General features: G+C 73.0%; 15 protein-coding genes. 6 read left to right on the forward strand and 9 right to left on the reverse strand.

The window, feature by feature from the left end; genetic code table 11:
- The 6 genes from ACZ51I_RS21340 to ACZ51I_RS21365 form a co-directional block, all read right to left on the reverse strand.
- Complete coding sequence (locus ACZ51I_RS21340) at positions 1-483, reverse strand: DUF3180 domain-containing protein (protein WP_468878049.1); 483 nt, start codon at positions 481-483, stop codon at positions 1-3.
- 50 nt (positions 484-533) lie between these two features.
- On the reverse strand, positions 534-1,133 hold the full coding sequence (folK, locus tag ACZ51I_RS21345; RefSeq protein ID WP_468878051.1) for a 2-amino-4-hydroxy-6-hydroxymethyldihydropteridine diphosphokinase: 600 nt from the start codon (positions 1,131-1,133) through the stop codon (positions 534-536).
- Positions 1,130-1,489 carry a dihydroneopterin aldolase gene (gene folB / locus ACZ51I_RS21350; protein WP_116160313.1) on the reverse strand — a complete coding sequence of 120 codons (360 nt, stop codon included), beginning with the start codon at positions 1,487-1,489 and terminating at the stop codon, positions 1,130-1,132. The genes folK and folB overlap by 4 nt, the downstream gene beginning before the upstream one ends.
- Before the next feature lie 121 nt (positions 1,490-1,610).
- Positions 1,611-2,030, reverse strand: coding sequence for a nuclear transport factor 2 family protein (locus ACZ51I_RS21355; protein WP_468878231.1), 420 nt, complete (start codon positions 2,028-2,030; stop codon positions 1,611-1,613).
- A gap of 65 nt (positions 2,031-2,095) precedes the next feature.
- Complete coding sequence (gene folP, locus ACZ51I_RS21360) at positions 2,096-2,956, reverse strand: dihydropteroate synthase (RefSeq protein ID WP_468878054.1); 861 nt, start codon at positions 2,954-2,956, stop codon at positions 2,096-2,098.
- A gap of 28 nt (positions 2,957-2,984) precedes the next feature.
- Positions 2,985-4,820, reverse strand: coding sequence for a phosphatidylglycerol lysyltransferase domain-containing protein (locus ACZ51I_RS21365; protein ID WP_468878056.1), 1,836 nt, complete (start codon positions 4,818-4,820; stop codon positions 2,985-2,987).
- A gap of 165 nt (positions 4,821-4,985) precedes the next feature.
- Between ACZ51I_RS21365 and ACZ51I_RS21370 the strand changes: the two genes are divergently transcribed.
- Entirely contained in the window at positions 4,986-6,098 is a 1,113-nt protein-coding gene (locus ACZ51I_RS21370) for an alpha/beta hydrolase (protein ID WP_468878059.1), read from the forward strand.
- 40 nt (positions 6,099-6,138) lie between these two features.
- Here the strand turns inward: ACZ51I_RS21370 and ACZ51I_RS21375 are convergent, their stop codons facing one another.
- On the reverse strand, positions 6,139-7,125 hold the full coding sequence (locus ACZ51I_RS21375) for an ABC transporter ATP-binding protein (RefSeq protein ID WP_468878062.1): 987 nt from the start codon (positions 7,123-7,125) through the stop codon (positions 6,139-6,141).
- Between the two features lie 143 nt (positions 7,126-7,268).
- On the opposite strand from ACZ51I_RS21375, the gene ACZ51I_RS21380 reads away from it, so the two are divergent.
- The 4 genes from ACZ51I_RS21380 to ACZ51I_RS21395 all read left to right on the forward strand — a co-directional run bounded on the left by ACZ51I_RS21380 (position 7,269) and on the right by ACZ51I_RS21395 (position 10,820).
- Positions 7,269-7,955 carry an ABC transporter permease gene (locus ACZ51I_RS21380; RefSeq protein WP_468878064.1) on the forward strand — a complete coding sequence of 229 codons (687 nt, stop codon included), beginning with the start codon at positions 7,269-7,271 and terminating at the stop codon, positions 7,953-7,955.
- 1 nt (position 7,956) lies between these two features.
- Complete coding sequence (locus ACZ51I_RS21385; protein WP_468878067.1) at positions 7,957-8,631, forward strand: ABC transporter permease; 675 nt, start codon at positions 7,957-7,959, stop codon at positions 8,629-8,631.
- An 18-nt stretch (positions 8,632-8,649) separates the two neighbouring features.
- Positions 8,650-9,630 (forward strand): ABC transporter substrate-binding protein, encoded by a 981-nt coding sequence (locus ACZ51I_RS21390; RefSeq protein WP_468878070.1) that lies wholly within the window; start codon positions 8,650-8,652, stop codon positions 9,628-9,630.
- Between the two features lie 131 nt (positions 9,631-9,761).
- Complete coding sequence (locus ACZ51I_RS21395) at positions 9,762-10,820, forward strand: hypothetical protein (protein WP_468878072.1); 1,059 nt, start codon at positions 9,762-9,764, stop codon at positions 10,818-10,820.
- A gap of 39 nt (positions 10,821-10,859) precedes the next feature.
- Here ACZ51I_RS21395 and ACZ51I_RS21400 read toward each other — a convergent pair whose 3' ends face one another.
- Both ACZ51I_RS21400 and ACZ51I_RS21405 read right to left on the reverse strand, forming a co-directional pair.
- A complete protein-coding gene (locus ACZ51I_RS21400) occupies positions 10,860-12,002 on the reverse strand; it encodes an NADH-quinone oxidoreductase subunit D (protein ID WP_189803293.1) in 1,143 nt (380 codons plus the stop codon).
- A 63-nt stretch (positions 12,003-12,065) separates the two neighbouring features.
- Complete coding sequence (locus ACZ51I_RS21405; protein ID WP_468878076.1) at positions 12,066-13,061, reverse strand: SAM-dependent methyltransferase; 996 nt, start codon at positions 13,059-13,061, stop codon at positions 12,066-12,068.
- 97 nt (positions 13,062-13,158) lie between these two features.
- Between ACZ51I_RS21405 and ACZ51I_RS21410 the strand changes: the two genes are divergently transcribed.
- A complete protein-coding gene (locus tag ACZ51I_RS21410; protein ID WP_468878078.1) occupies positions 13,159-14,361 on the forward strand; it encodes a sensor histidine kinase in 1,203 nt (400 codons plus the stop codon).
- The last annotated feature ends 2 nt before the right edge of the window (positions 14,362-14,363 follow it).

A 14,363-nucleotide genomic window follows, 5' to 3' on the forward strand; every position in this document is an offset into this window, starting at 1 on the left:
TCAGGCCCGGGCTTTGCCCGGGCCTTCGTCGTCGTCCTCCGGGAGCTTGCAGACGCGCTCCAGGAAGAGGGCGGCGGCGATGACGGCGATGCCCGCCGCGACCGAGAGGGCCGCGTAGAGGGCCTGGTCGCGGCGGGCCGGGACGTCGAGGGAGCCGAGGAGGAAGACGCCCGTACCGCCGTACATGCCGGCGACGAGGGCGGTGACCAGGGCGCTCGCCTGGCCGAAGACCACCGCGCGGGCCGCCATCAGGGGTTCGACGCCCTTCGCGCCGGGGCGGCGCTCGCGCTGGGCCTTGAGGCGGGAGCGGATCGAGAGGGCGGTCGCGGTGAGGACGACGGCGATCACCGCGAGGACGATCGGCGCGGCGATCGGCACGCTGGGGAGGGTGCCGACCGAGTCCCAGAGCCGGGCGGCGCCCCAGGAGAGGATGCCGGCGACCAGGAACAGTCCGGTGAGTACCTTGAGCCGCAGTTGTTTCACCGGGTGTCCTTCATGTGGTCGTCACGGGCGGTCTGCCACGAGCGTAACGACTACTCGGGCAGACGGAGTTCCAGGTCGGCACGGGGAGTGACGCCTTCGTGGCCGAGGCCGGCCAGGAGGGCGTCCACCGCGCCGTGGCCGGGGAGCTGGGCCTCGGGGTCCACGTCGTGCCAGGGGGCGAGGACGAAGGCGCGCTGGTGGGCGCGGGGGTGCGGGAGGGTGAGGACGGGGTCCTCGGAGACCACGTCCGCGTACGCGACGATGTCGACGTCGAGGGTGCGGGCGCCCCAGCGCTCCTCGCGGACGCGGTGGAAGGCCTCCTCGACGGCGTGGGCCCGCTCCAGGAGGGAGGAGGGCGGCAGCGTCGTCTTCACGAGGGCGACGGCGTTGAGGTAGGAGGGCTGGCTGTCCGGGTCGACGCCCCAGGGGGCCGTCTCGTAGACGGGGGAGACGGCCTTGACCCGGAGGCCGGGGGTGTCGCCGAGGGCGTCGACGGCTCCCTGGAGGGTCTCCAGGCGGTTGCCGAGGTTGGCGCCGAGGGCGAGGACGGCCCAGCGGGGGTTGGAGAGGGTCGTGTCGGCGGCGTCGACGGTCGCGACGACGGAGGCCGGTACGGGCTGGACGGTGGGGTCGCTCTGGGTCGGCTTCATCGTCGGCTCCGGGTGATCGTGATGGTCACGTCGTCGAAAGGCACGGTGATGGGCGCGTCCGGCTTGTGGACGACGACCTCCACCTCTTGTACCCCGGCGTGGCTGAGGCACTGCTGGGCGATGCGCTCGGCGAGTGTCTCGATGAGGTCGACGGGCTCGCCCTGGACGACGTCGACGACCTCTTCGGCGACGATCCCGTAGTGCACGGTCTTCGTGAGGTCGTCCTCGGCGGCCGCCGGGCGGGTGTCCAGGCCGAGGACCAGGTCCACGATGAAGGTCTGGCCCTCCTCGCGCTCCTTGGGGAAGACGCCGTGGTGGCCTCGGGCCTTGAGGCCGCGCAGCGCGACACGATCCACGCGAATCACTCCTGCTGTCGTAGTTCGGGTGGCCACGCAGCCGGGTGCGGACGGCCGGGTGTCCACATCGAATCTACCTGCGGGGACCGACAGCGCTTGCCCGTGGGGGGCCGGGGGCGGGTCAGGCGGAGGGTTCCGCGGTGTCCGGGCCGTCCTCCGGGGCGTCCGGTTCCTCGGTCTCGCCCAGGACGGGGGAGGCGTGGTGGGACCAGATCCGCCAGCCTCCGGGTGTGCGGCGGAACACGTTGGTGGCGACGACGAGCTGGCCGACGAGGGGGCCGAGCTCGGCGCCGTCCTCGGCGGGTCCGCCGCTGAGGATGTTCTCGGTGCAGGTCACGAGGGCGGTGTCGCCGGCCAGGGAGATCCGCAGGTCGGTGAGGAAGAACTGGATGTACTCGGTGTTCGCCATGATCAGGGCGTACGAGCGGAGCACCTCGCCGCGGCCGGTGAGGACGGGCCAGCCGGGGTGGACGCAGGTGATGGGGGTGGCCCCGTCGTCGAGCCAGAGGGCGGAGAGGCTCTCGAAGTCGCCGGTCTCCATGGCCTCGTAGAAGGCGGTGTTGGCGGCTTCGACGGCTGCCTCGTCGGTGGCGCGGTCCGTGCGGCTCACGCGGCTCCCTCGACGGCTCTGGCGACGCGTACGGCGTCGGCGGTGGCCCGTACCTCGTGGACGCGGACGGCCCACGCGCCCGCGTGGGCGGCGAGGGCGGAGACGGCGGCGGTGGCGGCGTCGCGCTCGCGGGCGGGGGGTGGGGCGGCGCCCTCTCGGGTGAGGACGTGGCCGAGGAACCGCTTGCGGGAGGCGGCGACGAGGAGGGGGCGGCCGAGGGCGTGGAGCTCGGGGAGGTGGGCGACGAGGGCCAGGTCGTGGGGGGCGAGCTTGGCGAAGCCGAGGCCGGGGTCGATGACGATCCGCTCGGGGTCGATGCCGCCGTCGACGACGGCCTCCACGCGGGTGCGGAGTTCGGTGACGACTTCGGCGACGACGTCGTCGTACACGGCGAGGCGGTTCATGTCGGCGCTGAAGCCGCGCCAGTGCATGACGACGAAGGGGACCTCGGCGGCGGCGACGGTGGGGACCATGGCGGGGTCGGCGAGGCCGCCGCTGACGTCGTTGACGAGGGCGGCGCCGGCGTCGACGGCGCGGGCGGCGACGGTGGCGCGCATGGTGTCGACGGAGACGGTGACGCCTTCGGCGGCGAGGCCGCGGACGACGGGGACGACGCGGCGGAGTTCTTCCTCCTCGTCGACGCGGGTGGCGCCGGGGCGGGTGGACTCGCCGCCGACGTCGACGAGGTCGGCGCCCTCGGAGACCAGGTGGAGGCCGTGTTTGACGGCGGCCGTGGTGTCGAACCAGCGGCCGCCGTCGGAGAAGGAGTCGGGGGTCACGTTGACCACGCCCATGACCGCGCAGCGGTCCCACTCCGGCAGGCCCCGGGCCGTACCCCGGTCGATCGTCGTACTCATGTGTCCAGCGTAGGGCCCGGGGGTGATATCAGGCCGCGTGGACCCCGCGGTCGGCCGTCTGGGCGGGGGCGATGTGGGCGCAGGGGCGGCGGGCGGGGGTGGGGCGGCTGCGGGTGAAGGGACGCGGCAGCGAGAGGTTCACGAAGCCTTCGGCCTGCATGGCGGCGAAGCCGATGCGGGGGAGGTCGCGGCTCTTGCGGTAGACGACGAAGCGGGGTTCCCAGCGTGGCCGGAACTTGGCGTTGAACTTGTAGAGCGACTCGATCTGGAACCAGCGGGAGAGGAAGACGAGGAGGCCGCGCCAGAGGCGCAGGACGGGGCCGGCGCCGATCTTCTCGCCGCGGGCGAGGGCGGCGCGGAACATGGCGAAGTTGAGGGAGACGCGCGCGATGCCGAGGCCGGGGGAGGCCTGGAGGGCGGCGACGATGAGGAGCTCGTTCATGCCGGGGTCGGCGGAGCGGTCGCGGCGCATGAGTTCGAGGGACATGCCGTCCGGGCCCCAGGGCACGAAGTGGATGATCGCCTTGAGGTCGCCGTAGGGCGAGGTGTCGTCGGTCTTGTGGGCGGTCGCTATGACGGCGTCGCCGTCGCCGGGGGCGCCGATGCGGCCGAGGGCCATGGAGAAGCCGCGTTCGGTGTCGGTGCCGCGCCAGTCGGCGGCGGCGCGGCGGACGCGTTCGAGTTCGTCGTCGTCGAGGTCACGGACGCGGCGGACCTGGGTGGTGTAGCCGCCGCGTTCGATGCGCTTGACCATCTGGCGGACGTTGCGCATGGCCCGGCCGGACAGGGAGAAATCCGCGACGTCGACCACCGCCTCGTCGCCGAGTTCGAGGGCGTCGAGGCCGGTTTCGCGGGTCCAGACCTGGCCGCCGGTCTCGGAGCAGCCCATGACGGCGGGGGTCCAGGAGTGGGCCTTGGCCTCGTCCATGAAGCGTTCGATGGCGCCGGGCCAGGCCTCGACGTCGCCGATGGGGTCGCCGCTGGCGAGCATGACGCCGGAGACGACGCGGTAGCAGACGGCGGCCTTGCCGCTGGGGGAGAAGACGACGCCCTTGTCGCGGCGGAGGGCGAAGTGGCCGAGGGAGTCGCGGCCGCCGTGCTGGTCGAGGAGGGCGCGCAGTCGGGTCTCGTCGTCGTCGGTGAGGCGGGCGGCGGGGTGCTCGGGGCGGAAGGCCAGGTAGATGGTGGTGAGGGCGGTGAGCATGCCGAGGGCGCCGAGGGAGTAGCCGACGGTCCAGTCGACGCCGTTGGTGTAGGCGACGGGGCCTTCGATGCCGAAGAGTCCGTAGAGGACGTGTTCGAGGCGGTCGGCGAGGCTGGGGCTGCCGACGACCCGGCGGGGGTGGGCGCTGACGATGACGAGGCCGAGGGCGATGGATCCGGCGCCCATGACGACGAAGTTGGCGAGGGCGCGCCAGCGGCTGCGGGGGTCGGGGAGGGCCGCGAACTCACTCCGGTGGCGTACCAGGAGGGTGAGGAGTACGAGGGAGAGGAGGGCGCCCAGGACGGAGTGGCGCCAGACGAACTGGGCGGCGGCGCCGAGGGGGAGCAGGACGACGGCGGCGCGCCAGGCGCGGCGCTTGTGCCGCTTGAGGCCGTGGGCGAGCAGCAGGAGGAGGACGCCGGCGCTCAGGGAGAGGGCGGCGGAGAGGGGGCCGAGGGTGCCGGGGAGGACTTCGGCCACGGCGTGCATGCGGCTGGTGCGGAAGCGGGGGAAGACCCCGGCGGCGATGTCGATGAGGCCGATGAGGGTGCAGGCCGTGCCGACGAGGGAGGGGACCTTCTCCGGGCGGGGGCCGCGGAGAATCCGCCGCACCCGAAGCGGAACCAATCCCGATTTGTCCCCATCTACCGTGACAGACATGGCTTCCCGTACTTCTCGTTGTCCTGCGCAGGGTCTTTGACTCCGGTCGGGCCCTGCGGCGCGTTCGGCGGGCCGTTCCGGCTGGTGCGCCTTCTATGACGGCGGCGCGCGGGGTCGGGTTCATCCGTTCACAGGAAAATCTCGGAAAGAAGGCTCGGTCGTCTCATGGGTCTCACCAGCGACAAAGTCCTCGTGTCCGCCGTGGCGCTGGCCGTGGCGCTGTTCCTGGCCACCGTCTGGCTGTGGCCGAGGCTCGCGCGGCGCGGTTGGCGGGCGGTCGTGGGGCGGGTGGGGCTGCTGCTCGTGACCCAGGTGGCGCTGTTCGCGGCGGTGGGTCTGGCGGCGAACCGGTCGTTCCTCTTCTACGGCTCGTGGGCCGACCTGTTCGGGCAGGAGCAGGACATGGGGGTGGTCGTCGACCACGCGTCCGGGTCGAAGGACGTGCGGGTGGTGGGGAAGCAGGGGCTCGACGTGCCGGGCGGCGGCCGTCCGTCGGTCGCGGGGCAGCTGCAGAAGGTCGTGGTGGCGGGCGAGCGGTCGGGGATCGTCTCGCCGGCCTATGTGTACCTGCCGCCGGAGTACTTCCAGGCGCGGTACGCGAAGCGGACGTTCCCGGCGGCGGTCGTGCTCACGGGATATCCGGGGACGGCGGAGAACCTGATCAAGGGGCTCAGGTATCCGAAGACCGCGTACCTCCAGGCGAAGGAGGGGCGGATGCAGCCGATGGTCCTGGTGATGCTGCGTCCGACGGTGGCGCCGCCGCGGGACACCGAGTGCGTGGACATCCCGGGGGGCCCGCAGACGGAGACCTTCTTCGCGGAGGACCTGCCGAAGGCGGTCTCGGGGACGTACCGGGTGGGGACGAAGCCGCGGAACTGGGGGTTCATGGGGAACTCGACGGGTGGGTACTGCGCGCTGAAGATCGCCCTCCACCACCCGGACCGGTTCGCGGCGGGGGCGGGTTTCTCCGCGTACTACCGGGCGGCGGAGGACGTCACGACCGGGGACCTCTTCCACGGGGACGACGGGCTGCGCAAGCGGGGTGACCTGCTGTGGAGCCTGGACCACGGGCAGCAGGGGAACTCGTCGTTCCTGGTGACCTCGTCGAAGCGGGGGGAGGGCAACTTGAAGGGGACGCGGGAGTTCATCCGGAAGGTGAAGAGCCCGGCGGAGGTCTCGTCGATCGTGCTGGAGAGCGGCGGCCACAACTTCAACACGTGGAACCGGGAGATCCCGCCGGGGCTGGTCTGGATGGCCGGGAAGCTCAGCGCGGGCTGACGGTCGCTGCGGAGGCCGAGCTGTCAGGGGCTCCTGACGGTCACTCGGCGGTGGCCCGGCGGAGGGCGCGGTGGACGCCTGCCGGAGTGAGGACGCCGAGCGGCCGGCCGTCGTCGCCGGTGACGGTGAGGCGGCCGGTGTCGTGCTGGAGGAGTACGGCGAGGGCGTCCTTGAGGGAGGTCCCGAGGGGTACACGGGTGCCGTCCTCGTGTTCGTCGGGGCCTCCGACGTACCCTTCGCGGCTTCCCTTCCAGAGGTCGAGGTCGGCCGCGGTGACGGGGGTGACCGCGAGCCGCTTGAGGCCGCGGTCGCTGCCGACGAAGTCCGCGACGTACGGGGTGGCGGGGGAGCCGAGGACGGTGGCGGGCGGGTCGAACTGTTCGATGCGGCCCTGCCCGTAGACGGCCATGCGGTCGCCCATGCGGACGGCCTCCTCGATGTCGTGGGTGACGAGGAGGACCGTCTTGCGGACGGTGGCCTGGAGCGCGAGGAACTCGTTCTGGAGTCGCTCGCGGACGACCGGGTCGACGGCGCCGAACGGCTCGTCCATGAGGAGGACGGGCGGGTCGGCGGCGAGGGCGCGGGCGACGCCGACGCGCTGGCGCTGGCCGCCGGAGAGCTGGGCGGGGTAGCGGGGGCCGTACACGGCCGGGTCGAGGCCGACGAGGTCGAGGAGTTCGGCGGCACGCGCGCGTGCGGCGGCCTTCTTCCAGCCGAGGAGGGCCGGGACGGTGGCGGTGTTGTCGAGGACCGTGCGGTGGGGGAAGAGCCCGACCTGCTGGATGACGTATCCGATCTTGCGGCGCAGGGCGACCGGGTCGACGCCGGCGATGTCCTGCCCGTCGACGAGGACGCGGCCCGAGGTCGGCTCGACGAGCCGGTTCACCATCATCATCGTGGTCGTCTTGCCGCAGCCGGACGGGCCGACCAGGGTGACGAGTTCGCCCTCGGCGACCTCGAAGGAGAGGTCGTCGACGGCCGTGGTGCCGTCGTCGTACCGCTTGGTCACGTGCTCGAACCGGATCATGGTTCCCCATTCTGTCCCCTGGGCGCCGGGGGTGTGTGAAGGGCGTGTTGCCGCATTGTGGCGGGTCTCGGGGATTGTCGGTGGCGGGGGTTAGGGTCGTCACACAAGCGTTCGGGAGGGTGGACGAGCCGGGGGGAGGGACGATGAGCACGCCGAACTGTCTGGTCACGAACGACTGGATCTGCGGTGAGTATCTGCGCACGCGCAGGGAGGAGTTGACGGACGCGCTGCTCCAGCATGTGGGAATCACGGTCGTGTCCGTGCTGATCGCGCTCGTCGTCGCGGTGCCCCTCGCGCTGCTCGTCCGTGCCAGGCCCCGGTTCGCCGGCCCGGTCCTCGGTCTGACCACCCTGCTCTACACGGTGCCGTCGCTCGCGATGTTCTCGCTGCTGCTGCCCTTCTTCGGTCTGTCGGCGGCGCTCGTCGTGACGGGCCTCGTGCTGTACGCGCTGACGATCCTCGTGCGGAACACCCTGGCGGGCCTCGCGGCCGTGCCGGCCGAGACGCGCGAGGCCGCCCGGGGCATGGGGTACGGCTCGCTGCGCCTCCTCTGGCAGGTCGAACTCCCGCTGGCGCTGCCGGTGCTGATGGCCGGGGTGCGGATGGCGACCGTCTCCACGGTCGCGCTGACGACGATCGGCTCGGTCGTCGGCCGCGGGGGCCTGGGCAACCTCATCGAGGACGCGCTGCCGACCTTCTTCAAGGCACAGATGCTCGCCGCCTCGGTGCTGTGCGTGCTGCTCGCCGTCGCCGCCGACCTGCTGCTCCTGGGCGTGCAGCGGCTGCTGACGCCCTGGACCCGCATACGGACCGCGCCGGGAGGCGGGTGAGATGGGCGTCGTGACGGAGGCCTGGGGCTGGCTCGCCACCGGCGCGCACTGGACGGGCGACGGCGGCATAGGGCAGCGGCTCGCCGAGCACGTGTACGTGAGCGGGGCGGCGCTCCTCGTCGCCTCGGCGCTCGCGCTGCCGCTGGGCCTGTGGCTCGGCCACCTGGGCCGGGGCGGGGCGCTCGCGGTGAACGTGTCCAACGTGGGGCGGGCGGTCCCCGTCTTCGCGGTGCTCGGGCTGTTCATGGTGTCGCCCCTGCGGAACGCCGGCTATGTGCCGACCGTGGTGGCCCTGGTGCTGTTCGCGATACCCCCGCTCCTCACCAACGCGTACGTGGGGGTGCGGGAGGTGGACCGGGCCGCCGTGCGGGCCGCGCGGGGCATGGGGATGACGGGCGGTCAGCTCTTCCTCCGGGTCGAACTGCCGCTGGCCCGGCCGGTGGTCATGACGGGGATCCGCTCGGCCGCGGTGCAGGTGGTCGCCACCGCGACGGTCGCCGCGATGGTCGGGCAGGGCGGCCTGGGCCGGATCATCACGGCCGGCTTCGCCACGTACGACACCGCGCAGGTCGTCGCGGGCGCCGTGCTCGTGGCGCTGCTCGCCCTTCTGGTGGAGGGCGTCCTCGTGGCCGCGGACCACCTTTTCGAACGACAGAGACGACGTACCGAACGCTGACGGGAATGGGTGATCTTCGTGAACAGGGTCTCGCGTGTCGCGAGCGCGCTGCTGGGGACGGCGGCGCTGACCGTCGCCCTCGCCGCGTGCGGCGGTGACAGCCTGGAGGAAGGCAAGCAGAAGGGCTCCGGGAGCTCCGGCGGCTCCGGGGAGAAGGGCTCGCTGGTGGTCGGCGCGGCCGCCTTCACGGAGGCCAAGGTCCTCGCCGAGCTGTACGCGCAGTCGCTGCGGGCCACCGGATACACGGTCTCCATCACCACGGTGAAGAACCGCGAGCTGTACGAACCCTCGCTGGAGAAGGGCGAGATCGACGTCGTCCCGGAATACGCGGCGACGATCGCGGAATTCCTCAACGCGAAGGTGAACGGTCCGAAGGCGCCCGAGGACAAGCCGGTCGCCTCGGGCGATGTGACGGCCACGGTCGACGCCCTGCGGAAGCTCGCCGAACCGCGCGGTCTGAAGGTCCTCGCGGCCGGAGAGGCGGTCGATCAGAACGCCTTCGCGGTGACGAAGGAATTCGCCGCGAAGAACAAGCTGACGACGCTTTCCGATCTCGGTCGCGCCAAGCTGAAGGTGAAGATCGCGGCCGGTGACGAATGCGCCGTGCGCCCGTTCTGCGCGCCCGGTCTGAAGAAGAGGTACGGGATCGACGTGGCCGGGATCGACCCCAAGGGTGTCGGTACGCCGCAGGCCAAGCAGGCGGTCAAGGACGGGGTGGACCAGCTGGTCCTGACGACCACGACGGACGCCACGATCGACGGCTACGGCCTCGTCTTCCTCACCGATGACAAGAAGCTGCAGAACGCGGACAACGTGCTGCCCGTGGTCAACGCCGAGGACGCCGGTTCCCCGGAGATAGCCGCCGCGCTCGACGGCCTCACCAAGGTGCTGACCACAGCGGATCTCGCCGAACTCAACCGCAAGGTGGACGCCGAGCGGGCGAAGCCGGAGGACGTCGCCAAGGAGTATCTGGAGGCGAAGGGGCTGCTCAAGAAGTAGGCGCGGGGGGTGGGGAGTCGGCGGGAAAACGGAACCGGAACCGCCGATATCCACTTCCGGTGGCGAGAAGTGGCCAAGAGATTGCGGGGCCGACGCCCCACATGACGCCTACGCACGGTAAATTTCAGGCCATGCCACGTGGACGCCACCGCCATTCCCCGCCTCTGCACAAGCTGCTGCCGCCCTCCGCGGTCGCCGGCGCCGCGGTCGTGTGCGCCGCGGCCGCCTGGGTGCCCGGCGACCCGGTGATCGCGCGGCTGCTCGCGGCCGCCGCGGCGGCCGCGGCCGTCACCGGGGCCGTCCTCATGCGCAGTTGGGACCGGAGCGCCGGCCGGAAGGTCGCCGAGCTCGACCGGGCGCGCGCCGCCGACCAGTGGAAGGCAGAGGAGCGGACCGCCGAGCTGGAGTCCGACCTGGAGGAGTCCCGCGCGCTGCGCGTCCGGCTCGAAGCCAAACTCCGCGCCAAGCGCGTGGAGCTCGCCGGCCTGCGCGGCGAGCACGCCGATCTGCTCCGCCGGTACGCCACGGCGGAGACCGAGCGGGCCAGCGCCCTGGAGGGCCGCCGCGTCCTCGCCCTGGAGGCGAGCGGCCCGGCCGGCGCCGACGCCAAGGCGCTGCCGGCCGCCGGTTCCACGCCCACCCCGGAGGCGTACCGCCGAGCCGCCCTGGCACTGCGCGACCTCCCGCGCAACGCCGCGGCCCAGCAGGCCCGGCGTACGGCGGAGGCGGCCCGCGCCCGCGACCTCGCCGAGCGGGCCCGGGAGACGGAGGAGCCGCAGGGGAAGCACGCGGCGGCCGCCGGGACCGAGCAGCACACCCGTACGGCCGCCGCCGCTCCCGCGCTCCCGCCGGCCGCGCCGGTCCCCACCGCCCCCGCCACCGTCCCGGCGGTGCCGGTCGCGGCCGCGATCGTCCCGTACGCGGCCCGCAGGCCCGTCCCGCGCCCCGAGGGCGGCTTCGACTTCTTCGGTACGCAGAAGGCGGCGGCCGCCATCGAGGCCGTGCAGAACACCGACCTCGCCGACGTCGTGGGCGAGGAGGTCCTCGAAGAGGCCCTGGCCTCCGGGACCCCGCTGCTCACCCCCGCCGCGGCGCCTCCCCGGGCGATCGGCCAGGTCATCGACCTGACGGCGCACGACGAGACCGAGCAGCTGGACGTGGCGGAACTCCGCGGAGCGGTCAGCTCCTGACGCGCCCCCCGTGGTGGGCGCGTCCCCCCGCGGGCGGCGCTACTTGTCGATGTCGCCGACGACGAAGAAGAGCGAGCCCAGGATCGCCACCATGTCGGCGACGAGCGTCCCCGGCAGCAGTTCCACCAGCGCCTGGATGTTGTTGAACGAGGCGGAGCGCAGCTTCAGCCGGTACGGGGTCTTCTCGCCCTTCGAGACCAGGTAGTAGCCGTTGACGCCGAGCGGGTTCTCGGTCCAGGCGTAGGTGTGGCCCTCCGGCGCCTTGAGCACCTTCGGCAGCCGCTGGTTGATCGGGCCCGGCGGCAGCTCGGCCATCCGGTCCAGGCAGGCGTCCGCCAGGTCCAGCGAGTTGTGCGTCTGGTCGAGCAGGCACTCGAACCGGGCGAGGCAGTCGCCCTCCTGACGCACGGCGACCCGCAGGGTGTCCTGGAGCTCCCCGTACGCGAGGTACGGCTCGTCGCGGCGCAAATCGAAGTCGACGCCCGAGGCGCGGGCGATCGGCCCCGACACCCCGTACGCGTGGACGGCCTCCGGGCTCAGGACGCCGACCCCGCGCGTGCGGCCCCGGAAGATCTCGTTGCCGAGGACCAGCCGGTCGTACACGTCCATCCGCGACCGCACGTCGGCGACGGCCTGGCGCGCCCGGCCCAGCCAGCCGGCGGGCAGGTCCTCCTTGAGGCCGCCGACCCGGTTGAACATGTAGTGCATCCGGCCGCCGGAGACCTCCTCCATCACCGCCTGGAGCTCCTCGCGCTCCCGGAAGGCGTGGAAGACGGGGGTGATCCCGCCCAGTTCGAGCGGGTACGAGCCGAGGAACATCAGGTGGTTGAGGACCCGGTTCAGCTCGGCGAGGAGCGTCCGCGTCCACACGGCCCGCTCGGGGACCTCCATGCCGAGCATCCGCTCGACGGCCATGACCACGCCGAGCTCGTTGGAGAAGGCGGACAGCCAGTCGTGACGGTTGGCCAGCATGATGATCTGCCGGTAGTCCCGCGCCTCGAAGAGTTTCTCGGCGCCCCGGTGCATGTAGCCGATCACCGGCTCGGCGTGCCGGACGACCTCGCCGTCGAGCACGAGCCGGAGCCGGAGCACGCCGTGGGTCGAGGGATGCTGCGGCCCGATGTTCAGCACCATGTCGGTGCTCTCCGCCGCGCCGCCGATTCCGACCGTCGTCTCCGTCATGCCGCCAGTATCCCCTGCCGCTCCTGGGCCCCGGGCCCCCGCCCGAGGAGCGGACCCGGCGGGTCAGCGGGCCGCGCCCGGGACCCGCTGGGTCAGCCAGAGGAAGTCGCCGAGACCGCCGCGCGCGGTGAGCTCGGCCGCCTCGCCGGCCGAGGCGAGCGCGCGGAGGTATCCGGGGGGGTCGGTCGAGGCGAGGGCGAGCGGCGGACGCTCCCCGGACACCCCGAGCCGCCCCAGCGCCTCCCGCTGCGTGACCAGCTCGGCGGCGGGAAGGCCTCGCGGCAGGCGCGCCGGAAGGTCCGCGCACGCGTCCAAGGCCACGTGCGACGTCACGTCGCAACTGCCGTCCGGGACCGGGGGGACCTCGCGGCCCGCGCGGAAGCCGGTCAGGGAGCCGAAGGGCGGCCGGGAGGCCCGTACGTGCGCGTAGTCCACGGCCACCGCGCGGCCCGCCGCCAGGGAGCCGACCGCCGCCGCCCAGGCCTCGTCGCGGGGCCGCCCGATCTCGGCCCGCGCGCCGGGTTCCCGCAACGGCCACCAGCGGGCCAGCCACTCGGCGTCCGGGCCGGCGACGGGGGCGCCGAGGCGTTCGGTGCCGTCCGGCGCGACCTCCACGTACCGGGGGACGCCCGCCGCGTCCGCCTCGGCGACGTCCACCGGCACGTTGTCGAGCCACTCGTTCGCGAAGAGCAGCCCCCGCACTCCGCGCGGCACCCGGTCCGTCCACTCCACCCGCGGGTCGAGCCCGGCCGGGCGGGCGGCGCGCTCGACCGCGTACGCCCGTACCGAGAGCGAGGACCCGACGGCCGCGAGGACCGACGTCAGCAGCTCACCGCGCCCCGCGCCCACGTCCACCAGGCCGACCTCCGCCGTCCCCAGCTCCTCCGCGACCTCGCCGAGCAGCCGGGCCACGGCCGCCGCGAAGAGCGGCGAGGCGTGCACCGAGGTGCGGAAGTGCCCCGCCGGGCCCTCGGGGCGCAGATAGAAGCCCCCGGGGCCGTACAGCGCCCGCTCCGTGGCCTCCCGCCACCCCTGCCACTGACACGTCTCATCCGTCACGTGCCCCAGTCTCCACCTCGGGGAGTACGGGTCCCGCTCCGAGGATCGACCCCACGGTTGATCCGCGCACCTCCCACTCTTCCCTACTCTGGGTGACGTGCAGCGCCTCTACGACTTCATCCGCAGACACCCGACGGGCGTCGACACCTTCTGGGCGCTCGTGCTCTTCGGGGTCTCCCTGCTGTGGGTGGTGAGCGCCTTTCCGGCGATGGCCGACCCCGCGGGGTACGGAGTCGTCGCCGCGCTGCTCTCCCTGGTCGTGGCCCTGCGGCGGCGCGCCCCGGAGAAGATGCTGGTGCTCGCGCTCGTCCTCGGGCTCGCCCAGGTCGGCTTCGGCCTGGAGCCGTTCGTGGCCGACTTCGCCATGCTCGTGATCATCTTCACCGTCGCGGCGCACGACGGCCCCCGCTGGGGCTCCCGCCTCGCCCTCGTGGGCGGACTCTGCGCCTCTCCGCTCGCCGCCCTGAGATGGCCGGTCGAGGACCCCTCCTCGGCGCCCGCCAAGGCCTTCTTCGTCGTCATCATGATCGTGCCGTTCGTGCTCGCCTGGGTGCTCGGAGACTCGCTCCGCACCCGCCGCGCGTACTTCGCGCAGCTGGAGGAGCGGGCCACCCGGCTCGAGCAGGAGCGCGAGGCCCAGGCCAAGGTCGCGGTCGCCGCCGAGCGGGCCCGGATCGCCCGCGAGCTGCACGACGTCGTCGCGCACAACGTGTCGGTGATGGTGGTCCAGGCCGACGGCGCCGCCTACGTCATGGACTCCTCCCCGGAGACCGCCAAGCAGGCCCTGGAGACGATCTCCACCACCGGGCGGCAGGCGCTCGCCGAGATGCGCAGGCTCCTCGGGATCCTGCGCACCGGCGAGCACCAGGAGGCCGGGGAGTACGTGCCCCAGCCCGACGTGCGCCAGATCGAGGACCTCGTGGAGCAGGTCCGGGGCGCCGGTCTCACCGTCGACTTCGCGGTCGAGGGGAGTCCGCGCCCGCTCCCCAGCGGCGTCGAGCTCACCGCGTACCGGATCGTGCAGGAAGCCCTCACCAACACGCGCAAGCACGGCGGCCCGGACGTCGGCGCCAGCGTCCGGCTCGTCTACTTCGACGACGGTCTCGGCCTGCTCGTCGAGGACGACGGCCGGGGCGCTCCGCAGGAGATGTACGAGGACGGGGGCGCCGACGGGCGGGGCCACGGTCTGATCGGCATGCGGGAGCGGGTCGGCATGGTCGGCGGCACCCTGGACGCGGGCCCGCGTCCGGGCGGCGGTTTCCGGATCAGCGCCCTGCTCCCCCTCAAGCCCGCCCACTGACG

It is taken from the genome of Streptomyces sp. NPDC034084, from assembly GCF_055575535.1.

Coding starts and splice junctions, on each gene's coding strand:
- folK (WP_468878051.1), bottom strand. CDS start 1,133: ATGAAGCCGACCCAGAGCGACCCCACCGTCCAGCCCGTACCGGCCTCC.
- ACZ51I_RS21355 (WP_468878231.1), bottom strand. CDS start 2,030: ATGGAGACCGGCGACTTCGAGAGCCTCTCCGCCCTCTGGCTCGACGAC.
- folP (WP_468878054.1), bottom strand. CDS start 2,956: ATGAGTACGACGATCGACCGGGGTACGGCCCGGGGCCTGCCGGAGTGG.
- ACZ51I_RS21365 (WP_468878056.1), bottom strand. CDS start 4,820: ATGTCTGTCACGGTAGATGGGGACAAATCGGGATTGGTTCCGCTTCGG.
- ACZ51I_RS21370 (WP_468878059.1), top strand. CDS start 4,986: ATGGGTCTCACCAGCGACAAAGTCCTCGTGTCCGCCGTGGCGCTGGCC.
- ACZ51I_RS21375 (WP_468878062.1), bottom strand. CDS start 7,125: ATGATCCGGTTCGAGCACGTGACCAAGCGGTACGACGACGGCACCACG.
- ACZ51I_RS21380 (WP_468878064.1), top strand. CDS start 7,269: ATGAGCACGCCGAACTGTCTGGTCACGAACGACTGGATCTGCGGTGAG.
- ACZ51I_RS21385 (WP_468878067.1), top strand. CDS start 7,957: ATGGGCGTCGTGACGGAGGCCTGGGGCTGGCTCGCCACCGGCGCGCAC.
- ACZ51I_RS21395 (WP_468878072.1), top strand. CDS start 9,762: ATGCCACGTGGACGCCACCGCCATTCCCCGCCTCTGCACAAGCTGCTG.
- ACZ51I_RS21400 (WP_189803293.1), bottom strand. CDS start 12,002: ATGACGGAGACGACGGTCGGAATCGGCGGCGCGGCGGAGAGCACCGAC.